Here is a 21,361-nt window from a genome sequence, read left to right as displayed (position 1 = left end):
TTTCCCCCCAATGGCCGCTGAGCGCAAGCCAATAGAAAAGCGGGCATAACCCGCTTCGGAAGGTGACCGAACGCACGCCAGTAGAGGCAAGTCCTCCAAAACCTCGACATTACAAGGACTTTGAGCGTAATAGGAAAATCTGACATTCAGCGCAGCTTGATCAAAGTAATCAAATCGCACGCGCGACTCGTGCAGGTTGATCAATCACAGCTCAAAGGATTATTTTCAATACTGTTGTGAGGATCAGACTGAGTTTGTCTGCGCTTACCACCCTGATGCGTAGCTAATGGTTTGCGACAGGAGTTCATCACCCCACATTGCCCGCAGCAGAACGCTGGTGGAGAGGGGGATCCGGACGCTGAAGGAACAGTGTGTGCATCGCTACCGGTTCGAGACCTTGCTGCATGCCAGCCGGGTGATCGCGGACTGGATACAGTTTTAAAACCATAGAAGGCTGCACCAGGCACTGAAGATGAAGACTCCAGCGGCAACCTACGCATTATGGGGCTACAAGGTGTGGCGACAGCTGAAGCGCGAAGGTGGGGTGGTGGCGCGCTGCACGGTTGAGCGGTGTGACCCGTGTGACCCGTGTGACCCGTGGCAAGGTGGTCCGCACTACGGTGCCGGAAACCAAGACACCCTGCCCGCAGGATCGGGTGAATCGCCAGTTCAAGGCGGCTCGCCCCAATCAGCTCAGCATCGGCATAATTGGGATGGCTTGCCGGCTACTGAAGGAGCGATCGTCCTGGTGGCGCAAAAAAACAACAAAGTTGTTGCCTGATCAAACAGCTTCGCTGTCGTTTAGTGAACAGCGTGGCTTGGAGGTGCGGGCTTTTTCAACAACTGTGTCACAGACTTTTCAGTAACTTGGCACGGATTTCACTAACTGTGTCATCCGACAAGTATGCAGGCAAACGCTTCCAGCTGCTGTCTATCGAGGTTCATCAGTTTTTCTAATGATCTCTTCAATGTCTTGATAATAAGTGATGCTGGCCGACTTGCGGCCTAGGCTTTGTCTTCCCACCTCTGCAGAGAGGCTGCAGGGGGGCAAGACAAGGAAACAGGTATGGCTTTTCTGCCACGTGAGTTTGTGGTGCCGGCAACGCTGGTCACCGAGCGCTGGAAGATGCGCAGCATCAACATCAACGATGTGGTGAAGGATTTCGATGCGGTAATGAGCAGCCGTGAACATCTGCGCGCCCGCTTTGGCGATATCTGGGGCTGGCCCAGTGATGACTGGACGCTGGAGCAGAACCTGGTGCACCTGGGCTGGCACCAGCATGAGTTCGTGCTGCGGTCCTCATTCGACTATGCGGTGATGAGTCTGGACGACAGCCGCTTGCTGGGCTGCGTGTATGTGGATCCGCCGTATGGTGGGGCGTCTGGCATAGAGGCCGAGGTCTGGTTCTGGGGCCGCCAGAGCGAGCTGGCTAGTGGCCTGGAGGGGCATATGGAGACGGTGCTGCGATCCTGGTTGGCCAGCCACTGGCCATTCAAGCGGGTGCTGTTTCAGGGACAGGCGCTGGATGTCTAGCCAGCGCCGCGCTACACCACCGTCAGATGGTTGTCCCAGTGGTGGGGGTAGCGCTGGCTGGCCTGTACCGTCAGTTTGCCCGGAACAAGCTGCCAGAGCTCGCCCTGCTCGCCACTTGCCAGCCAGCGGTCAGGCAGGGCGGCCGCGCCGAACACCCTGGGCAGGCTCAGCTGGGCCGTGGCCTGGCCTTCGCTGCTCCATTCGGTCAGCAGGTTGCCCGTGGGGCAAGGCATGAGGAAGCGATTGCCCAGGGCAGCCAGGCTGGCGGCGTAGCCGCGCATGGCCTGAGCCAGTTCGGGCGGCGTGCTGGCATAGGCAAACTGGCCATCGCGCAGGATGGCCAGCATGGGGGACGTATTGCTGCTCTCGTTCTGCAGCGCAGTGCCCACCGCGCCATCGGCCGTTACGGCCAGGTGGCGGATCGAGAGCTTGCTGTCGGGTAGCCGGTACTCTTGCAGCAGTCCGCCATCGCGGCTGTCTATCAGCACCAGTGAGGGATCCATGCGGTCGATATTACGCTTGTAGCGTCCCGTCTCGGGCAGGGTGAGTATGCCGCCGTTGGCTACCACCAGGGTATGTGGGTTCAGCCAGAGGATTTCATGCGGGCCGACACCATGGCTGGGGCGGTCTTCCAGGCGTTTGAAGCTGCGGGCATCCCGGATCGCCAAGCGGCCGGCGCCGGTGTTCTCGTCGGTCTCGGCGGTGATCAGATACCGCCCGTCCTGGCTGAAGACGGCATGGCCCACCAGGTTGCGTTCATCTTCCAGTGCAAACTGCTTGAGCAGCTTGCCACGGCGCCAGTCTATCCGTGCCAGGTAGTAGCCAGGCCGGCGGGCCACCACGATGGCTTCGCCATAGCGCTGCGGGTCGGGCACCAGTACATGGCCGCGTGCTGGCAATGGGGCACTGGCATGCTCCAGGGTACCGGCGCACCATTGCTCATCGCCGTCCCAGCCGGCGGACAGTACGACGGGCTGGCGTTGCCGGCCGGCCGCCAGCAGGGGCAGGGTGGCAAGCGTCAGGCCAGCGCCGAGTAGCTGGCGGCGGCTTAGGCGCATGTTGGTTGCCTTGGGAGCATGGCAAGCGCTGGCAAGCCGGGATTGTCGCGATAGGGCTCAAGCATGGCTTGCAGGTGCGCCGCGCAGTGGGTGCAAGCGGCGGACGTCACGGCTAGTCACCGTCGCTGTCCTTGAAGCCTATAGTCACGCCTACCGCGTCAGCCACCTGCAATTCGATGATGCCTTGCAGCTTCTTGATGCTATCGAGAAAGGGCTGGGCACTGGCAGGCTTGGCGGCTGCGCTGGCGGCCATGTCGGCAGGCAGCTTGGCCAGGTGTTCGCGGGCGATGGCAAATTCTTCGCGCAGGTGCTGGGCCAGCAGGGGTTTTTCTACTGCCAGACGGTCGACAAAGCTGGGTGCCTGGCGATTATCAAGGAACAGCTGTTCCAGCGCATTGAGCGTGGCTGCCATGCCGGCATGGGTGCCGTGACTGCGCCAGGCATCGAAAATCTGCCGGGTGGGTTTCTGGGTCAGCTTGGGGCTGCCCAGGCGGCCAACCTTCTTGTCACGCAGTGCTTCCACGCTGCCGGCGATCAGGTTGACGGCCTCCTCAAAGGCCTGGCGGCCTGCGTCGGCATCCAGCGCAGTACTGCTATAGCCTTGCCAGTCCTGCTGCAAGGACTGGGCCTCGGTTGCGACATCGGCCGCCAGTGCCTGGGCGTACTGGCAGCGTTGGCGGAAATGCAGGCGGCCCAGCTGCGCGCTGGCCCGGTCATCACCCCACAGCAGGTATTCCAACGCAGGCAGGCCCTGTGCATTAGCGCCCACACTATCGGCGATGGGGGCATCGCGTTCCACCAGTCGCACGGCTTCTTCCACCTTCTGCGGCTTTACTGGCCAGGCGTCTATCTGCCAGGCGGTACGGCGGCTCAGGGCCGGCCCCATGGGCAGCGCCTCCACGGCACGCCAGGCCACATAGGTTTGCAGCCAGGCCTGGCGGGCGGCCCGTATCTCGCTATTGCCCAGGCGCTTGCACAGTGCGTCCACGCTGTCTTTCAGCACCAGGCTGCTGGCTCGCAGCGTCTGTACCCGGCCCAACTGCTGGCTTTGCCACCCCTTCACCACGGCAGTGGCATCCAGCCCCTCGGCATGGACGTTGAGCAGTGAGCCGCAGGCGAGGGCAATCAGGGCAGGGCGTAGCAACATGCGCGGTATTCCTGGTAAGGATGAAGCAAGGTATTGGCAGGGCAGGCCCGGGGTACGCGCCGCCCTTGAAAAGCTACAGTGACTGCAGGAAGTGGGTTAAGTTCTCGCGATCGGCGCGGCTGAGCTTGAGTACGTGCTGCTTGCTGCCTTCGGCTTCGCCACCATGCCACAGCACCGCCTCCATCAGGTTGCGGGCGCGGCCATCGTGCAGGTAGCGGCTGTGCTTGTTGACCGTAGGTACCAGTCCCAGGCCCCATAGCGGTGGTGTTTTCCAGTCGCGGCCGCCGGCGGCAAAGTCAGGTCGGCCATCGGCCAGCCCCTCGCCCATATCGTGCAGCAACAGGTCGGTATAGGGATAGATGGTTTGCTGGCCCAGCTGCGGCACCGCCTTGAAACTGCCGGTAGTGTAGCTGGGTACATGGCAGCTAGCGCATTGGGCCTGGTGGAAGACTTCACGGCCACGGCGTACCTTGGGGTCGTCCTGATGGCGGGCAGCCGGCACGGCCAGGGTACGGCTGTAGAAGATGACAGACTCCATCAGGTGATCAGCGATCTCCAGCTTGCCGCCGCTGGGGGCCTTGCGGCAGTCGGTCTGTGCCTTGGTGCATTCCTCATGGGGGAAGCGGCGTGAGGTGATGCCGATGTCGCCCAGAAAGGCGCCTGCGCTCTGGTGTGCCACGCTGCCGGTATTGGCCTTCCAGCCGTACCGGCCTATCACCATCTTGCCGGCATAAGCGTCCCAGACCCGGTTGGGTCTGCCCTTGATATCGCCACCCATGGCGGCCTGTCGCTGGGCATTGGCCAGGATATCGCTCTCCTTGATGGCCTCCAGCAAGCCCAGGCCTATCATCTGCGGTGCAATGCGGGGGGACAGCATGGTCTGGGGGTGCATGGCGCCATAAGCCAGCTCGGTCAGCTGATAGCTAGGCTTGATCAGGCTATAGCGTTCACCATCGGCAAACTGGCCGCTGATCTCCTGGTAGCGGATCTGTACCTGGCCCTCGGGTTTGACATCGGGGATGGCATCGTTGTTGAACTGGCCGCCGTAGATCGGTTCGCCCACGGGGCCGCCATGCGCGTCTGTGCCGGGTATGGACAGGCGTATCAGCAGGGCCAGCGGCTGTTCGGTCTGCAAGCCGTTCTCGAAGCTGGGCGGGGCGCCGCGGCCGTCCAGCGCATGGCAGGCACCGCAGGAGCGGGCAATGAAATGGGGGCCCAGGCCGTCACGTGCCGTCGTGGACGCGGGCGCCTCTACCCAGTTCTTTTTGAAGAAGGAGTTGCCGATGACAAAGGTTGTCCGCTGCTGGTCATTGAGATTGGCAGCGGGCAGGGAGAAGGCATTCTGGCCGGCATCGATGGTGGTGGTCTTACCGCCAGGCAGAGCCTCGTCCGGGCTATAGGGCGGAACCAGGGCCACACCGGTGGCGAGCACAGTGCCGGTCAGTATCAGGGGAAGCAGCAGTTTCATATCGGGCCGGAAAACGACAAAGAGGGCATGGCCGCCGTGCGGTCATGCCCCCAGGGTGGGCGACCCCCCAGGGTAAGGGGGACGGGAATTATACGTTGGTATTGAGGTTCTTGATGCCCAGGCTCTTGGCGGCACTGACGATGCCCTTGGCCTGCTTGCGCAGCGCGTCGATCACTGCGCGAACGCGCTGCCGACCGGGGGCGGTGTTCTTGCCGACGATCTCCTGATCGAACGGTGCCTTGATCTCGCCTGCGAGCTTGACCGAAGCGGCAATGTCGGCGCTGGTCTTGTCAGCCAGCTTGGCATCCTTGGCAGCGACCAGTGCGCGCAGCGAGGGGCCAGCCAGCACAGTGCCATCGGCACGCTTGTAGCTGCCTTCCCAGACGTTCTGAATGCCTTGGGCATTGGTCACCACATCGCGGTGGGTATTGTCGGCAAAGCAGCTGTGCTCGTCTTCCTGTGCCTTGGAGGCCAATGCCACTTCCATGCGCTCGCCAGCCAGCTCGCCGTGCGAGAGGGTGCCGATACCGGTCAGCATCTTTTGGATAGCAGCCGGGTCGGCCACGAACTTGGCGCGGAAGTTGGCAGCATTGGGTGCCCATTCGCGGCTGATGCTGGCCAGGTCGTCAACCAGCAGGTCGCTGACGATCTTCAGGTAAGCACGGCGGCGATCAGCATTGGGGGCCTTGCCGTCCACAAAGTCGGTAAAAGGACGCGCGCCTGGGCCGTCCTTGGACAGATCCTGGCCCCACAGCAGGAACTCGATGGCATGCCAGCCGGTGCTGATGTTCTCTTCGCCGCCCTTCTCATTAAGGCCTATCAGTGCCTCGCGGCTCAGCTTGGCCTTGGCGTTGTTGACCACGCCTGCCTTGGGCTTGCCCTTGACATAGTCGACATAGGCCTCGTCCATGGGCCAGGCGTTGATCTGGCCTTCGGGGCCATTGTCGCCATCGATGGGGCCGCCATAGAAGCGGAAGGCCTCGGTCTGGCCATACCATTCGCGGGCGGCCAACCAGCTCTGCCGAGCTTTGTTCAGGCCTTCCTCAGAAGGGGCGGCCAGAAAGGCGTCGATGCTGGCTTGCAACTGCTTGGCGCCGGCCAGGCTGTCTTCGTAACCTGCGTGCACCAGAGTGGCGTAGTGGTTGGCCACGGAAGCGGACGTAACAGGCTCGGCTGCCTGGGCAAACAAGCTGGTGGCCAGGGCGGCGGCGATCAGACAGGGGCGGAACAGCGACATGACGAGCTTCCTCTTGGAGGGGATGGCGTTATACGAAACCATAATGCTAACGGTAATGGGAATTGTTATCAACCTTGCCAGTTGACGCTGCACGCTTTGTTGGCTTTTGGTGCGGGTGGGCGCCCCCGGCAGTACGTGGTCGGGTTGGCTGGTTTTCCTACAGCAGGGTGTACAGGCGGGCCATGGCGGCGCACAGTAAGCCGGCGATGAGGGTGTGGACGCCACGCCTTAGCCAGCCGGGCCGGCTGCTGCCGGCCACGTAATGCACCAGCAATGCACCCAAGGTGGCTGGCGCCAGTTGCCAGCTGGCCTGGGTCAGCCAACAGGGCCAGGCTACGGCCGATACACCAAGCAGCCAGGCAGCTGCCGTCAGCCGCGCGGCCCGGCCTATATAGCCTTGGGCGGGCGAGGCCAGCCCCAGTTGCAGCAGCTCCTCGTCACGTATGCTGTCGGGCTGGCTGACCAGGCGCTGGCAGTTGGCCTGGGCGGCCGGGTAATCCTGGCCGGCGGCAATCAGCAAGCCGGCCAGGCCCAGGGTCGCCTCGCTGGGCGTGAGTACTGCGACTACTTCGGCATGCTGGGCCTGTATGGCGGCGCGTAGCCGGCTGGCCTCGCGCCAGCTTTGCCAGGCAAAGGCGCTGGCACCCAGTAGTGCCAGCATGATCAGCAACAGCTCGCGGCTGGCATTGAGACTGCCCAGCCCCCATAGCGTGCATAGCAGGCAAAGTGCCAGCAGGGCCGCGTCCTCCGCCCGCTTGGCCAGGGGGGGGCGGTAGGGCAGTCGGTAGGGCGCAAGGCCGCTCATGCCGATGGCAGCCAGCCAAGGCAGCAGGCGGCGACCTTGGCCACGGGCCAGCAGCCATGCCAGCAGGCGCACCCAGCGTGGGGCCGTGGCTACAGGCAGGGTGGCGGCGATTTCCAGGTGCCACCATTGTCGCGGCGTGCCGGACGCACTATCTGCCAGTGCAAGGTGCAAGGGGCGGGCATGCTGTGGGGGGAGGCGCATCAGGCGGAACAGCGGGGTGACCGGGCGTGCATGGCAGGGGCGGGCGTCCGCATCCAGGGGGTGATTCATTCGTCCAGGGGGCTGGCGTCGGGATGAGGCGGCGCATCCGTCAGCAGGCGCCAGGCGCCATCAAGCAAGCCTTCAATGGGCTTGAAGCGGGTCTTGTAGGTCATTTTGCGGCATTCTTCTATCCAGTAGCCGAGATAGACATAGGGCAAAGCTAGTTCCTGTGCCAGGCCGACCTGCCACAGCACGTTATAGGTGCCGTAGCTGGCCTGTGGGTCGTCCGGCTCAAAAAAGGTGTAGACCGAGCTGAGGCCATCATTGAGCTTATCTATCAGGCTGACCATCTTCAACTGGCCGTCCAGGCGAAACTCGGCCAGGAAACTGTCCACCTGGCTCTTCAGTATGAAGTTTTCGTACTGCTCCCGATTGTCCTCGTCCATGCCCCCGCCGCTGTGGCGGCTGAGCTGGTAGCGATGGTAGAGGGCGTAGTGCTCGTCGTGGTATTCCAGCGGCAGCATGGTAACGCTGAGATCGCCATGGCGCCGAAGGATCCGGCGTTGCGTGCGGTCGGCAACGAACTCGTTGCTGCGCAGACGTACCGGTACGCAGGCACGACACTGGTCGCACCAGGGGCGATAGGTGAACAGGCCGCTGCGCCGAAAACCGTTGCGCACCAGTTGGCTGTAGATATGGGTATCAATCAGCTCCGCCGGTATGGCCACCTGCGAGCGTGCCATCCGCTCATCCAGATAGCTGCAAGGGTAGGGAGCGGTGGCGTAGAACTGCAGGCGTATCAGTTTGCTGTCGCTGGGATGGCTCATGGCAGGCGCCCTTCGCTGGGTGACTGATGGCGATAATGCCATGCACCGGCTTTTGCCGGCAGGGCCGCCAGCCTGCGCAGTTCGGCCAGAAAATCCACCCGGCCGATCTCGCGCCCACCAAAGCGAGCCAGATGATCGGTCCGCATCTGGCAATCGATCAGGCCATAACCCTGTTGCTGCAACCACTGCACCAGGTGCACAAAGGCCAGTTTGGAGGCATCGGGACGCTGGGTGTACATGGATTCACCGTAGAACATTTTTCCTATGGCCACACCATAGAGCCCGCCCACCAGTTCACCGTCCATCCAACACTCAGCCGAATGTGCCCAGCCCAGCGTATGCAGGCGGCAGTAGGCGTCAATCACTTCGGGCACGATCCAGGTGCCGTCCTGGCCGGGCCGGGCACTACCGGCGCAATGGCTGATCACGGTTCGAAAGGCAGTATCGAAGCGGATTTCGTAGGGCTTGTGGCGCAGGGTCTTGGCCAATGAGCGAGGGATGTGCAGCTCGCTGGGCACCAGTACCATGCGCGGATCGGGACTCCACCAGAGTATGGGCTCACCAGGTGCAAACCAGGGAAATATGCCCTGATGATAGGCGAGCAAAAGGCGATCAGGGCTGAGATCGCCGCCGGCGGCCAGCAGCCCGTTGGGTTCGGTCAGCGCGCTTTCCAATGGCGGAAACGCCAGCGCGCGGCCCAACCAGGGAATCATCGCGCCTTCAGTTTGCCAGCCAGACGGGTCTGGCATTCGGCGCATACACCGTACAGGTACATGGCATGATCCTGTATCAGGAAGTGATGCTGCTCAGCGATGGCGTCCTGGCGCTTTTCGATTTCAGCATCGTAGAACTCCTCGACCTTGCCACATTTGACGCAGACCAGATGGTCATGGTGCCCGCCCTGGTTCAGTTCGAACACGGCCTTGCCGGACTCGAAGTGATGGCGTACCAGCAGGCCTGCCTGCTCGAACTGGGTCAGTACACGATAGACGGTGGCCAAGCCTACGTCGTCCTGTTCATCCAGCAGCAGACGGTAGACGTCTTCGGCGCTCAAATGGCGCTGCTCGCTGGTTTCAAACAGATTGAGGATTTTCAGACGCGGGCCGGTAGCTTTCAGGCCGGCATCCTTGAGGTCACTTGCTTTGCTCATGATCACGTCCAGGATGAATGATTAGGCTATGATACGGCACTTCTTGGGCTGAACGCAGTCTCCTCCGTCTACTATCGATTCCAGTATTCCATCCATGCGTACATTGCTGATCGCCACCTTGCTAGCCTCGCTCACCGCCTGCAGCTACCTGACTCCCTACAAGCTGGACGTGCCGCAAGGCAACGCCATCACCGCAGATCAGGTGGCCAAGCTCAAGCTGGGCATGACGCGCGCGCAGGTGCGCTTTGCCCTGGGTACGCCGCTGCTGGTCGATGCCTTCCACCCCAATCGCTGGGATTACCTCTATTACGATAGCAAGGGCGGCAAAGTGGAACAGAACAAGCGCTACCATGTGCTGTTCGATGGCGACCGGGTGATCGGCATGGGTGGCGACACCTTGCCGGCCCGTGCCAGCGTGGCCGACAAAGCCCCCAAGGATCCGCGCGCCACGGCGGCGCCGGAGGCTGCTGCGCCGGTGGCAAAATGAGCGGCCCCTTGCGCGTTGCCATCGCGGGTACCTCGGGCCGCATGGGCCGGGTATTGATCGAAACCGTGCTGGCGGCTGGTGACTGCCGGTTGACAGTGGCGCTGGATCGGGCCGAGTCAGCCAGCCTGGGCCAGGATGCCGGGCACAATCTGGGCCAGCTTACCGGTGTGGCTATCCGCAGCAATGTGGCCACCGCGCTGCGTGAGGCAGATGTATTGATTGACTTCACCCGCCCCGAAGGCACGCTGGCTCACCTGGCCATCTGCCGTGAGCTGGGGGTGAACCTGGTTGTTGGCACTACCGGCTTCGACGAAGCTGGCAAGGCGGCGCTGAAGGATGCCAGCCAAGACATAGGCATCGTGTTTGCCCCCAATATGAGCGTGGGGGTCAACCTGACCTTCAAGCTGCTGGAAATGGCCGCCAAGGTGCTGGCCGAAGGCTACGATATCGAGATCGTCGAGGCGCACCACCGCCACAAGGTGGACGCCCCTTCCGGCACGGCACTGCGCATGGGTGAGGTAGTAGCCGATGCCCTGGGGCGCGACCTCAAGACCTGCGCGGTCTATGGCCGGGAAGGCGTGACCGGCGCACGTGATCCGTCCACCATCGGCTTTGCCACCGTGCGGGGCGGCGATGTGGTGGGCGACCATACGGTGATGTTCATGGCCGATGGCGAGCGGGTGGAAATCAGCCACAAGGCCAGCTCCCGCGCCACCTTTGCGCAAGGCGCCGTACGCGCTGCGCGCTGGCTGAAGCAGCAGCCGGCTGGGTTGTACGATATGCAGGATGTGCTGGGCCTGCGCTAGAACATGTTGGACTGAAGCATTGCGGGGCGATGGCGGGAAATCGACACTTCTGTCGCCTGCCCAGCACGAGAGACAAAAAACGGGGAGCCATGTGCTCCCCGTTTTGCTAGGCTCCAGCTACCCCTTACTATTTGCATGGAGCCTGCGGCATGACCTTCCATACCACCGATATCAGTGATCATCAGGGCGAACGGGTGCAGGTGGCCGACCCCATCTTCCGCCATTTTGGCCAGCGCGGACGGTTTGCCGGGCAGATTGCCACGCTCAAGGTATTCGAGGACAACAGCCTGGTGCGTGCTGCACTGGAAACCCAGGGTCATGGCCGGGTGCTGGTGGTGGATGGTGGCGGCAGCCTGCGCTGCGCTCTGGTAGGTGGGCAACTGGGTGAGCTGGCGGTGCAGAATGGCTGGTCCGGCATTGTGGTATGGGGCTGTGTACGTGATACGGCCGAACTCCATGGCCACGATGTCGGCATCCTTGCGCTGGCTAGCCACCCGCGCAAGAGCGTGAAGAAAGGCGAGGGTAGCCGCGACTTGGTACTACACTTCGCAGGTATCAGTTTTGTCCCTGGCCACTGGTTGTATGCCGACGAGGATGGCTTGCTGGTCGCACCTGAACCCGTCATCTGATAATCCGGCCTGCGTGCCCTGGGCCGGCACGCACTGGCCCTGATGCGGCCCTTTGAAGCCAGGCAAACACCATGCATCAGCGTTCCCTTTCCGCCCTGGTGGCGGACCCATCATCCACCGTTAGGCTGTCCTTGCGCGCCATCTTGCAGGGTTGCGACGTGGGCCGCATTGATACCGCCTCGACCATCAGCGAAGCGCGCCGCCGATTGCTGGATGGCAAATACGATCTGGTGCTGTGCGAATTCCATTTCGAGTCGGAAGAGACAGGCCAGGATCTGCTGGAAGAGCTGCGCGAGAAAAAGATACTGCCGCTCTCGACTTTGTTCTTCATGGTCACCGCCGAAGCCAGCTACGCCAGGGTAGTGAATGTGGCGGAGGAAACCCCCGACGACTACATGCTCAAGCCGGTACAGGCCGGGGAGTTGTCGGAGCGCATAGAGAAGGCTTTCAATCGCCGCCAGGCGCTGATGGAAATCTATGAGGCGCTGAACGACAAGCATTACAACAAGGCGCTCAAGAGCGCACAGCAGATGATGGCGGTGAAAACGCCTTACCTGGGCGATATCGTCCGGCTGGCCGCCAATATCCTGTTCCGCCTGGGGCGGCTGGAAGAAGCCGCCACTATGTACAAGCGTATCCTGGCCACCCGCAATCCGGCCTGGGCCAAGCTCGGCTTGGCTAGGGTGGCCTTGCGCATGGGCGACAAGGCAACGGCCGAGGCGGCCATGATCGATATCGTCAACCTGCATTTCCGCTACCTGCCGGTATACAACCAGTTGGCCGAGCTGTACCTGTCGGAAGAGCGCTACGATGATGCGCTGGATATCACCGAGCAGGCGCTCAAGATCACGCCCAACAACCTCAAGCGCCTGCAGCGTGCGGGGCAGATAGCCTGGAGCCTGGGCGACTCGACCAAGGCGGCCGAGCACCTGGGCCGTGCGGTGCGCTTGAATGGCAAGGCAGTAGACCTGGACTACCGCAGCATCTTCCACCTGGCCTTGCTGCAGTTCAACGCTGGCGGGTTGCCCGATGGCGCCAGCCTGGTCAAACAGCTGCTGGCCAAGTGCAAGGCCGAGGAGCTGGGGGTGGAGGGCCGTCGGGGGGAGTGGTATGCCGAGCTGGCGCAGGCGGCGGAATCGATTGCCCGGCGCGAGCCGCTGGCGGCCGTCGATGTCATGCGCAAGCTGGCGACCTACTGGGATGCCCCGGATTTTGACTTTGCCTTTGCGCTGGATTACCTGGCCTTATTGGCACAACTGTATGCCGAGGATATCGCCAGCACGCTGATAGCCTGGATAGAGCCCATCGCCTTGCGGTTTGACAGCGGCCGCCATGCCGACCAGCTGCTGGTGCAGCCCCTGGTCAAGCACCCCAAGCTGGTGGAAGTGATCACAAGGGCGGGCGAGGTGATAGCCCAGACCACCAATCAGGCGGCCAAGATGATGGTGGAGAATGATACGCGCGCGGCGGCCGAGCTGTTGATCCAAGAGGGCCAGCGTACCCGCAACAACCGGCTGCTGGCGGCAGCGGCCAATGCCGCCGCAAAGAACTACCTGAGCTACAAGGAGCCGGCCTTCAGGCAGCAGGCCGAGACCTGCCTGGCCTTCATGGTGCCAGCCGACGACCAACTGACCTTGCGGCTACGGGCACAGATGGGCAGCGTGAAGGTAGCCGATGACGCCGCGGAAACAGCCGCCGCACCACCGCCGTCGGCGGACGGTAGCGACTAAGCGCCGCTAACCAACCTATCTGGCGTGCTTGTGGGAGCTTGCCGTAGCCATGTACTGTCTGCTGCACGCGCCATCGCCCGCACGCTTGGCCAGAACCGCTACGCTGGAAATTTTGGCGGCACCAAGCTGGAACTTTTTTGCCGCCAGCGCTGAATACGGGTAGAGGGTGCCGTGTCGGGCACCCATAACCCGAGCCCAATGTGTCCGTCCTAGCCCAGCCTACCGATGCCGAGCTGCACAACCGCCTGATGGCGGGCGACGAGGCGGCCTTTACCCAGGTCTATCGTCGCCACAAGGATGTGGTCTACCGCTTTGCGCTGATGCTGTGCGGCGCTAGTGGCCTGGCTGCCGATGCCACCCAGGAAACCTTCCTGCTGCTGATACGCGAGCCCGCCCGGTTTGATCCGGCGCGTGGTGCGCTGTCTGCCTTCTTGCTCGGCGTGGTGCGCAATCTGGTGCGACGGGGGCGCGATGACCTGGCCGTCGCGGCGCCGGACGAGGATGACTCGGCGCCTGACGGCAGCCACGACCCCACCCCGCTGGCGACCCTGCTGGCGGGCGAGACACTCAACAGCCTGCACCAAGCCATTTTGGCCCTGCCGTTTGCCTACCGCGAAGCCCTGGTGCTGTGCGATCTGCAGGAACTGCCCTATCTCGATGCTGCCAACGTGATCGGCTGCCCTATCGGCACCGTGCGTTCGCGACTCAACCGCGCCCGCGCCCGGCTGGCTGAACTGCTGGCCGAACACGCGCCCTTGCGCCTGGAGACCACCTTATGACACCCGATGAGAAAACCCTGCATGCAGCCTATGCGCCGCTGCGCCAGGCGCTGGCCACGGCAGTGCCGCCTGCCGGCCTGGAGGCAGGTCTGCTGGCTGCCTTCCGCCAGCAGCATGCCCCCGTCAGCCGGTGGCAGCGGCTCATGCAGTGGCTACGGCAGGATAAGGGGCTATATCTGTCGCTGGGCGGGGGCTGTGTGGCCGCCCTGGCAGCCTTGATGTGGCTGCGCCCCATGCTGTGGAACGAGACACAGGCCTTGCAGGCTGCCCCTGCCGGTACCTTGGTGCCCACAGCCAGCACAGAGCTGACCACGGCTTTTTTCCCCCTGGGCGACCCTGCCCGTATCGAGGCAGCCCAGCATGCCCGCATGGTGAGAGTGTCCATGCCCCGGGCCTCGCTGGCGGCCTATGGCTTGCCAGTCAACCCGGAATTGGCCGACGAGGCCATCGAGGCCGACCTGCTGGTCGGCGACGATGGCGCACCGCTGGCCTTGCGCTTTGTACGCGGTAAATACCAACTGATCTGAAAGGAATGCCATGACAACCCAACATCTGCCGCTGGGGCTGCTGCTCTGCCTGCTGGCCCCCCTGGCCCTGGCCGACGAGGTGGTGGAAGAACGCATCGTGCTGGCCGGCGATCCAGCACCCACAGACGGCGGCAAGAGCACGGTGGAGAAACGCATCATCATTACCCGGGTAGGTGGGGATGGCGTAGGCGCGCCACCTTTGCCGCCGCTCCCTCCGTTGCCGCCCACGCCGGAGATGATCAACCTGCACATGCCCGGTATGCCGCTTGCCGATGGCAACACGCTGGCCTTTGCCGGTAGCGAGTTCGGCTCCGCCGCCAACGTCAAGGGCGCGCCCTACAGCGCCGAGGCCATCAGCGAAAAAGTACAGACCCTGCTGGATGGCAATCGCATCGTTAAGCGGTCGGTAACCCGCCTGTATCGCGATGGCGAGGGGCGCAGCCGGCAAGATACGCTGAACGACGATGGCACGGTCCGCAGCGCTTTCATATTCGACCCCGTTGGTGGCGCGCACTGGCTGCTGAGCCCAGCGCGCAAGGCGGCCACCAAGCTGCCTTTCCCCGTGATGCCCAATGCGCGTGTCGAAGTGCGCCACCATGAGGCTGGGATGGAGGGCACTGGCCAGGCAGGCCGGGAGGTGAGGGTAGAGCGCAATGTGGTGGTGTTACGAGGTCAGGATGGCAAGGAGACGCGCCTGGAGCAGGGCAGCGAACCTGAATCCGGCGCAGCCCGCAAATCCCTGGGTAGCAAGGAGATGGAGGGGGTGAAGGTGGAGGGCAGCCAGCTAGTCCGTACCATACCGGCTGGCCGGATCGGCAATGAAAAACCTATCCAGATCGTGACGGAGCGCTGGTACGCACCTGAGCTGAAGGTGGTGCTGGCAACCCAGACCCGTGACCCCCGCAGTGGCGAAACCAGCTACAAGCTGACCAAGCTCAAGCGCAGCGAACCCGCCAGCGACCTGTTCAAGCCGCCGGCCGACTACAAGGTGCGTGATGTCATGGCCAAGCAACCCAAGGTGCCGGCTCCGCCCGCACCACCCAAAGCGCCTTGAATGCCAGCCGCCGTGGCGGCTGGCCTGGTACTAGCAGAGGGATAGCTGATACACCGTGCGCCTGGGCAGGTGCTCATACCCGCCCAGCCGCTCATGCAGTGCCATGGAGGCGCCGTTGCTGCTGGCCACCATGGCATGCAGATGGCTGACTCCCCGTCGCAGCAGCGCCTCGCCTGCCTGGGCATACAGCGCCGCAGCCAAGCCTCGGCCTTGCAGTGCCGGCATGACCCCGACAGCATCGACCTCTTCGCCGCTGACCAGCAAGAACGCCTGGTAGTGGCCCTGCTCATCGACCAGCACGCGGCTGACTGTCCAATCGGCAGCCGACCACTCCTCCTGCATGGCGTCCACGTCTGGCACGGGGGCGTTGGGTACCTGCTGGAAGCACTGGGCATAGCATGCACGCAGGGCAAGCCAGTCGATCTCGGCGTAAGGCAGGCTACGCAGCCCTGCTGGTAGCGCGTTGGTGCCGGCTATAGGCAGGGGGAGCGCCCAGTGGACAAACTCGAACACCGGCACGAAGCCGGCAGCCAGCAGCGCGGCCTGCTTGGCCGATTCGGCGGCAAAGCTACCGATGCGCAGGCGTTTGGCGCCAGCCTCGCTCGCCACCGCGATGACCCGGGCAATCAGCAAGCTGGCTACCTCCTGGTCTGCCGCCAGTAGCGGCGCACCATAGCCGCAACCATCCTGCTCCACCCCCTGCAGCACCCAGCCAGCACAACCCACCGCCTGGCCACGGCACCAAGCCAGGCAGGCATGCTGGCCATGGCCGCGTGCCACGTCGGTCAGCTCCTCAGCCAAGCCTGGTTGGGCATGGGGTGCCAGCAAGTCATCGCGCAGTTGCTGCAATGCCGGCAACGCGGCTGCTTGCAGTGGGGTCAGGGTGATGGTGGGCACGGTAGGGTGGTGGGGTCTGGGGCTGCAGAGTACCAGCGGGCTCATGCAGCGGCTCGCTGGCGGCAGAGCTGCATCAGCTCGCGTACATCGGCCGGCGGTGCCTGTTCCAGCCGGCGGTATCGGGCGCCATCGGGCGTGCGCTCCAGCAGGCGGTAGTTCACCAGTTCGCGCCGCAGCAGCACATGGTCACCAAACGCCTCGCCCTGTCTGATATAGTCATTCACTTCGCGCTCAGTCATATCCTGTCGGGCCGGCAGGCGGGCCCAAACAGTCCAGAGTACGGGCAATTGTTCCGAGAACTTGCCCGGCCAGCGCAGCAGGCGCCCTTGCTCATCGAAATGGCGCAATAGCCGCTGGGTATTGGCCGGCGCCACCATCTTGCCCGCTACCAACCTGGGGCCGGTGAGGGGAGGAGCAGAGGCGTCCGGCGCGGCGGCGTCCGGCGGGGAGACTACCGCCTCGGCACTTTCGCGGAAATGCTGGAAGTTCTGATAGCCGGCAGCGCGCGCCAGCATATTAAGCATCTGCAGATGGCCGGGGGGTGTGCTGACATCTGCCCATTGCTTGACCAGCGAGCGTGCCAGGGAGGAGATATCGTCAGCGTGAAACGGAAAAACGGGACGAGACATGGTCGATTCCTTGTCGTCGTGCCTGCAGTCCAAGCTGCATGCCATGGTCGCCGTTGTGGCCTGGCACTCGGGTTTCGAGCCAAGCTGCGCCGAGAGGCGCATGGAGTGGTTTTGCCTGGCAGGTTTAGCGTGGTTCGCATGAACCGGCGACGCCTGGGTGAACTGCCGACCAGTGCGCAGGATAAACCGGAAGAGGCGCTTGACTCAAGCGTAGCGCTTAGAGCCGCTAACAAACCCCTGTGGCGTTGTTGTGCGAGCTTGCCGTACCCACTTACTGTCTGCTGCGCGCGCCATCGCTCGCACGCCTAGCCAGAACCGCTACGCTGGGTTTTGTTAGCCGCTCTTAGTCCATTTCATACCTACTGTGGATGGGGAGGTTGCGGCGCAGCATTTCAGTAATGACGGCTTGATTCACGGCATCATCGTCAGAGGGCTGATGCGAGACACCATTGATGCGATGGATAGGTTGGTAGACGACATACGAGGCATCCTTGAGATGTGCGTTCAAACCCAGTTTTTTCGCTTTGTCATGAAGGCGCTGGGCCTCAAGATTGCCGTAGCGGCCGAGATCGAGTTCCCTTTCCTCTTGTGCCAAGGCTCTGACGGCTGCGGGGGCCATGGTGCTGACTTGAGGAAGTAAGCCACGTAAAGCGACCAACTCTTTGACTGATACGCCGGTTTCAGCAAAGCTGACAATGACATGTGCTTCGCTATGTATGCCTTGCGCCAATGCCCAGTCTCCGGATTCCCAAAGGTACGCTAGGTGGTTGATGTCAGGCACTTTGCATGTTCCGATAGATACGGTGGACAAGGGATGGTTAGGCCACTTGTCCGCCGTAATTAAGGCAGATGCTGGTTGGTCTGATTCAAGTTAGGCACTCGCCAGCGCTTCAATCTCGGCAATGGTCTTGGGTATGGGTTTGCCCAGCACGCGGGCACCATCGGCTGTGATCAGCACGTCATCCTCGATGCGTATGCCACCGAAGTCGGCGTACTGGCGCGCCACATCGTAGTCTATCAAACCGGCATGGCGCTGCTCGGCTGCCCAGCGCTCGATCAGCGCGGGAATGAAGTAAGCGCCTGGCTCCACGGTCACGACCCAGCCTTCACGCAAGGGACGGCCCAAGCGCAGCGATTTGCGGCCGAACTCGCTGGCGCGCTCCACCCCTTCGCCGTAGCCCACCCAGTTCTCGTTGAGCGCTTCCATATCGTGTACATCCAGGCCGATGTGGTGGCCCAGCCCGTGCGGGAACACCAGGGCGTAAGCACCGCTGGCAACTACCTCGGCCGCATCGCCCTTGAACAGCCCGGTGGGGGCCAGGCCGCTGACCAACACCCGGGCGGCCAGATCGTGTACCTCGCGGTAGGGTACGCCGGGTTTCATGGCATTAATGGCCGCCAGCTGTGCATCCAGCACTGCCTGGTAGACCAGCTTCTGCCGGTCGTTGAAACGGCCTGCCACCGGAATGGTGCGGGTGATGTCGCTGGCGTAGTGCAGCGGGCTCTCGGCGCCGGCATCGTTGACCACCAGGTCACCGGCCTTGAGGGTGTAGCCATGGCCGTGGTTGTGCAGGATATGGCCGTCACGGCTGAAAATGACGGGGTAGGCTAGCGCACGGCCCTGGCTCTGCGCCAGGCCGGTCATCAAGCCGACCACCTCTTGCTCCTTTACTCCGGGGCGGGATGAGCGCATAGCCAGCATATGCATGCGGTAGGCGACTTCCAGGGCGTTCTCCATCTCGGCGATTTCCTCGGCCGACTTGACCGAGCGCAGCGCGATGACCGCACGGGTCAGCGATTCGGAAGCCGCATCGTCCACTGCTGCGACATAGAGCTGCAGCAGTTCCGCCAGCCAGACGCGGTGCTCGGCGCGGTAAGGCGGCAGATAGTGCACCTTGCGGCCACCATCGCGGGCGCGGCTCACTACGCCGTCGAGCTTGGACAGCGCCAGCGTCTGGCTGACCGCCACCGCCTGGGCCTGCTCGGCCAAGCTGGGCAGCGGGCCGGTCCAGACTATGCTGTCCAGGCCGCCATCGTCGCCAAACAGGGTGGCGCTGTCGGCCTCCACGTCTATCACGGCAGCCAGCCCCGGCAGGTCCAGCCCGAAGAAATACAGGAAGCTGGAATCCTGGCGAAAGTGGTAGATGTTGTCGGTGTAGTTCATGGGGCTGTCGGCATTGCCTATCAGCAGGATAAGACCAGAACCGACCTGTTGGGCCAGTGCCGCGCGACGGGCGCGATAGATGTCGGGTGTGAACATGGGGCTACCTCAATGGGAGGGTGGCAAAGTTGCGCGCATGATACCCCCGTCAGGTGGGTTTGGATGCAGGGAGCGGGGCTGCAAGCGTTAGCTGGAGGTGTTGCCCGCGGCCAAGGGGTATGGCTTGAGTGGGGCATGGGCATGCCGGTAGCCATACCAAGCGTGGGCTATGCCAGAGACGGCCAGCAGATAGGCAATGGGCTGGGATTGCGGGTTGATACCCAGCACGATGAACGCTAACAGCCCGATCACTGCAATGGCGGCGGTAATGCCTACAGCAAGCAGTCGCTGCTTGCGTAATCGGTGTGCCTGCTGCTGAAGCCAGCTCTTACGGGTATCCGTCTTCATACCGGTCAACCAGTCTGCGCAAAAAACCTGCACAGGAGCATGGAGGAAACCGAGATCGTAGCTGCCATTCTGATCGCTGAATCTGACCGCCATGCATGGGCGCAGGAGCGAGTCTGCGCCTGGCAAGCGTAGTGTCTGGATAGTCTGCATATCGGCATAGTTGAACCGGTGCAGCGACAGCAGCGAGAAATCGCTCTGGCGAACCTGCACCAGTAGCAAAGCGTCATGACAGAGCAGGACGATGGCCTTGTCTGCGATCAAAACCAGATAGCAGCCGTGTGCTGCATTGATGGCTTGAGGCAGGGTGGCATGATCCACGTTTGCCAAGTTGAGCAGCGTTTTGGCTATGGGCTGCGGCAGTGTTTTTCCCAGTTGCAAAGGGGCAATCAGAAAGTGGGGGACGGCGTCGACCTGTAACCACATGCCCAGCACAAGCGGCCAGAGCACCATCCACAGTGTGTAGTTGCCGCAGACGCTGATGGCACCGCAAAGTTGTTGTTGGGTATGGCTGCTGCCCAGCACATAGGTCGGTATTCCAAACAGCCCGAACGCAAACGCGAGCGCGGCAACACCGTATATCGTCAGCCGCCACCGCTTGTGTGGTGAGTGTAAGGAGGTATCAAAGAGTGCATGCCTAGGCACTGCATATATCCGGCGATATAGACGGAGGTGTGTGTATATTGCGTAAACCGTTGCACTGAGAATCGTGCCTATCAATCCGAGGACCAGCCACAGACCAATCTGTTTGTTGCTGTGCAGCATGCGCCAGCGGTGCCGGTCAAAATGTGCCTTGAGTTCTGCACCACCAAAATCGTCCAGGCGCTCCCCGCTTGCACTGTAGTGCAGGATGCGCGTTGTACGGGGATCCACTGCCAGCAGGGAGCCATCCCTGAGGCTGGCGATACCGAATGGATTGCTCCACCAGGGGGAAGCGGGGTGTGCAGTCAGACGGCTCTGGCTATCCAGCGTACGCAGACTGCCTACACTCAAGCTGTCTGATTTCAGGGTTAACCACCAGCCATCCTTGCCCCTGCTGAGCAAGGTGACGGGTTTGCTCATGCCCAGATGGGTGGGCAAAGCCAGCGTATCCTGAACCTCCAGATCCAGGCTATGGGCGACCAGGCGTTTGCCCTCGGTGTCGGCTAACCAAACCAGGCCATCAGTGGCAATATCTATCCCGTAGGCGCCTGGATAGTCAGCGCGCTCGGCTATCTGTCGTGTGCCCTGAAATGCACGTAGCTTGCCAGTGCGCTTTTCCATCACAAAGGTTCTGTCGTGCTGCGCTGCATAGGCCAGCGTGACCGTACCTTGGAACACCAAGTCCAGCTGTCCGACTATTTTTCCATCGCGATCCAGTTGGTAGATGCGTTTGTCGTTCAGGCTGGCTACCAGTACACCGCCGTTTTTCCAGGCCGCCAAGCTGCTGAAGGGAGCCCTAGGCGCGTTGGGAGAGGCTATTGTCGTGACTACGCTGCCATCAGTACGCGTCACGATGAGTCTGTCGCCGCCATCTATCCAGACGCGGTTCTCACTATCTACCGCCAAGGTGGACAACTCGTAACCGTCACTCGACAGCACCAACGATAAGCTCAAGGCGATAAGCGCGACACCAACAGCTGTGATACCAAGAAAAGCCAGCAGCATGGCGGATAGACCATGGTTCAACTGCAGCAGCTTGGCCAGCATTTGGACGCTTTTGGGGCTCAAAGGCAGAAAGGGCGTGTCTTGTTGCTGGCTCATGATAGGCCTTGGTATATCTGGCTATACAAAGCGCTAAGAAAGCGCCCC

21 protein-coding genes and 1 pseudogene are annotated in these 21,361 nt (G+C 62.4%); 9 read left to right on the top strand and 13 right to left on the bottom strand.

Features of this window, described 5'->3' with window-relative positions:
- Nucleotides 1-511 precede the first annotated feature (511 nt).
- Nucleotides 512-695 (top strand): annotated as a pseudogene (locus tag QWZ03_RS02765) (IS3 family transposase); the annotation flags it as partial.
- A gap of 371 nt (nucleotides 696-1,066) precedes the next feature.
- Complete coding sequence (locus QWZ03_RS02760) at nucleotides 1,067-1,534, top strand: GNAT family N-acetyltransferase (RefSeq protein WP_290331334.1); 468 nt, start codon at nucleotides 1,067-1,069, stop codon at nucleotides 1,532-1,534.
- A gap of 11 nt (nucleotides 1,535-1,545) precedes the next feature.
- Here the strand turns inward: QWZ03_RS02760 and QWZ03_RS02755 are convergent, their stop codons facing one another.
- From QWZ03_RS02755 to fur, 8 genes are all read right to left on the bottom strand, one after another.
- The gene (locus tag QWZ03_RS02755; RefSeq protein WP_290331333.1) at nucleotides 1,546-2,592 is read right to left on the bottom strand and encodes a DUF1513 domain-containing protein; all 1,047 of its coding nucleotides are present in this window, start codon (nucleotides 2,590-2,592) and stop codon (nucleotides 1,546-1,548) included.
- A 112-nt stretch (nucleotides 2,593-2,704) separates the two neighbouring features.
- Nucleotides 2,705-3,739, bottom strand: coding sequence for an imelysin family protein (locus QWZ03_RS02750; protein ID WP_290331332.1), 1,035 nt, complete (start codon nucleotides 3,737-3,739; stop codon nucleotides 2,705-2,707).
- A gap of 73 nt (nucleotides 3,740-3,812) precedes the next feature.
- Nucleotides 3,813-5,207, bottom strand: a complete 1,395-nt coding sequence (locus tag QWZ03_RS02745; RefSeq protein WP_290331330.1) for a di-heme oxidoreductase family protein — start codon at nucleotides 5,205-5,207, stop codon at nucleotides 3,813-3,815.
- An 88-nt stretch (nucleotides 5,208-5,295) separates the two neighbouring features.
- Nucleotides 5,296-6,444: an imelysin family protein gene (locus QWZ03_RS02740; RefSeq protein ID WP_290331329.1), complete on the bottom strand. Its 1,149-nt coding sequence runs from the start codon at nucleotides 6,442-6,444 to the stop codon at nucleotides 5,296-5,298.
- 157 nt (nucleotides 6,445-6,601) lie between these two features.
- Nucleotides 6,602-7,519: a hypothetical protein gene (locus QWZ03_RS02735; protein WP_290331328.1), complete on the bottom strand. Its 918-nt coding sequence runs from the start codon at nucleotides 7,517-7,519 to the stop codon at nucleotides 6,602-6,604.
- Nucleotides 7,516-8,277: an arginyltransferase gene (locus QWZ03_RS02730; protein WP_290331326.1), complete on the bottom strand. Its 762-nt coding sequence runs from the start codon at nucleotides 8,275-8,277 to the stop codon at nucleotides 7,516-7,518. Before QWZ03_RS02730 ends, QWZ03_RS02735 begins: the two co-directional genes overlap by 4 nt.
- Nucleotides 8,274-8,990, bottom strand: coding sequence for a leucyl/phenylalanyl-tRNA--protein transferase (gene aat, locus QWZ03_RS02725; protein ID WP_290331325.1), 717 nt, complete (start codon nucleotides 8,988-8,990; stop codon nucleotides 8,274-8,276). Before aat ends, QWZ03_RS02730 begins: the two co-directional genes overlap by 4 nt.
- Nucleotides 8,987-9,427, bottom strand: a complete 441-nt coding sequence (fur, locus tag QWZ03_RS02720; RefSeq protein WP_284194592.1) for a ferric iron uptake transcriptional regulator — start codon at nucleotides 9,425-9,427, stop codon at nucleotides 8,987-8,989. Before fur ends, aat begins: the two co-directional genes overlap by 4 nt.
- A 94-nt stretch (nucleotides 9,428-9,521) precedes the next feature.
- Between fur and QWZ03_RS02715 the strand changes: the two genes are divergently transcribed.
- The 7 genes from QWZ03_RS02715 to QWZ03_RS02685 all read left to right on the top strand — a co-directional run bounded on the left by QWZ03_RS02715 (nucleotide 9,522) and on the right by QWZ03_RS02685 (nucleotide 15,439).
- Nucleotides 9,522-9,914, top strand: coding sequence for an outer membrane protein assembly factor BamE (locus tag QWZ03_RS02715; RefSeq protein WP_284194591.1), 393 nt, complete (start codon nucleotides 9,522-9,524; stop codon nucleotides 9,912-9,914).
- Nucleotides 9,911-10,720, top strand: coding sequence for a 4-hydroxy-tetrahydrodipicolinate reductase (gene dapB, locus QWZ03_RS02710; RefSeq protein WP_290331324.1), 810 nt, complete (start codon nucleotides 9,911-9,913; stop codon nucleotides 10,718-10,720). Before QWZ03_RS02715 ends, dapB begins: the two co-directional genes overlap by 4 nt.
- Before the next feature lie 149 nt (nucleotides 10,721-10,869).
- Nucleotides 10,870-11,349: a ribonuclease E activity regulator RraA gene (gene rraA, locus QWZ03_RS02705; RefSeq protein ID WP_290331323.1), complete on the top strand. Its 480-nt coding sequence runs from the start codon at nucleotides 10,870-10,872 to the stop codon at nucleotides 11,347-11,349.
- Between the two features lie 71 nt (nucleotides 11,350-11,420).
- Nucleotides 11,421-13,079: a response regulator gene (locus tag QWZ03_RS02700; protein ID WP_290331322.1), complete on the top strand. Its 1,659-nt coding sequence runs from the start codon at nucleotides 11,421-11,423 to the stop codon at nucleotides 13,077-13,079.
- A gap of 200 nt (nucleotides 13,080-13,279) precedes the next feature.
- Nucleotides 13,280-13,858: an RNA polymerase sigma factor gene (locus tag QWZ03_RS02695; protein ID WP_290331321.1), complete on the top strand. Its 579-nt coding sequence runs from the start codon at nucleotides 13,280-13,282 to the stop codon at nucleotides 13,856-13,858.
- The gene (locus tag QWZ03_RS02690; RefSeq protein WP_290331320.1) at nucleotides 13,855-14,385 is read left to right on the top strand and encodes a hypothetical protein; all 531 of its coding nucleotides are present in this window, start codon (nucleotides 13,855-13,857) and stop codon (nucleotides 14,383-14,385) included. Before QWZ03_RS02695 ends, QWZ03_RS02690 begins: the two co-directional genes overlap by 4 nt.
- 10 nt (nucleotides 14,386-14,395) lie before the next feature.
- The gene (locus QWZ03_RS02685; RefSeq protein WP_290331318.1) at nucleotides 14,396-15,439 is read left to right on the top strand and encodes a hypothetical protein; all 1,044 of its coding nucleotides are present in this window, start codon (nucleotides 14,396-14,398) and stop codon (nucleotides 15,437-15,439) included.
- A 30-nt stretch (nucleotides 15,440-15,469) separates the two neighbouring features.
- Here QWZ03_RS02685 and QWZ03_RS02680 read toward each other — a convergent pair whose 3' ends face one another.
- From QWZ03_RS02680 to QWZ03_RS02660, 5 genes are all read right to left on the bottom strand, one after another.
- Nucleotides 15,470-16,381, bottom strand: coding sequence for a GNAT family N-acetyltransferase (locus QWZ03_RS02680; protein ID WP_290331316.1), 912 nt, complete (start codon nucleotides 16,379-16,381; stop codon nucleotides 15,470-15,472).
- Nucleotides 16,378-16,965, bottom strand: coding sequence for a DUF2087 domain-containing protein (locus tag QWZ03_RS02675; protein ID WP_290331315.1), 588 nt, complete (start codon nucleotides 16,963-16,965; stop codon nucleotides 16,378-16,380). Before QWZ03_RS02675 ends, QWZ03_RS02680 begins: the two co-directional genes overlap by 4 nt.
- 343 nt (nucleotides 16,966-17,308) lie before the next feature.
- Complete coding sequence (locus QWZ03_RS02670; protein WP_290331314.1) at nucleotides 17,309-17,746, bottom strand: hypothetical protein; 438 nt, start codon at nucleotides 17,744-17,746, stop codon at nucleotides 17,309-17,311.
- 90 nt (nucleotides 17,747-17,836) lie between these two features.
- Nucleotides 17,837-19,225 carry an aminopeptidase P family protein gene (locus QWZ03_RS02665; protein ID WP_290331313.1) on the bottom strand — a complete coding sequence of 463 codons (1,389 nt, stop codon included), beginning with the start codon at nucleotides 19,223-19,225 and terminating at the stop codon, nucleotides 17,837-17,839.
- Nucleotides 19,226-19,312: 87 nt separating this feature from the next.
- The gene (locus tag QWZ03_RS02660) at nucleotides 19,313-21,313 is read right to left on the bottom strand and encodes an NHL repeat-containing protein (RefSeq protein WP_290331312.1); all 2,001 of its coding nucleotides are present in this window, start codon (nucleotides 21,311-21,313) and stop codon (nucleotides 19,313-19,315) included.
- Between the last annotated feature and the right edge of the window lie 48 nt (nucleotides 21,314-21,361).

It is taken from the genome of Chitinimonas viridis (genome assembly GCF_030409555.1).
In the GTDB taxonomy this organism is placed as follows: Bacteria; Pseudomonadota; Gammaproteobacteria; order Burkholderiales; family Chitinimonadaceae; genus Chitinimonas; species Chitinimonas viridis.
The sequence above is the reverse complement of the archived record's forward strand: the minus strand, read 5'-3'. Positions and strand labels throughout refer to the sequence as shown.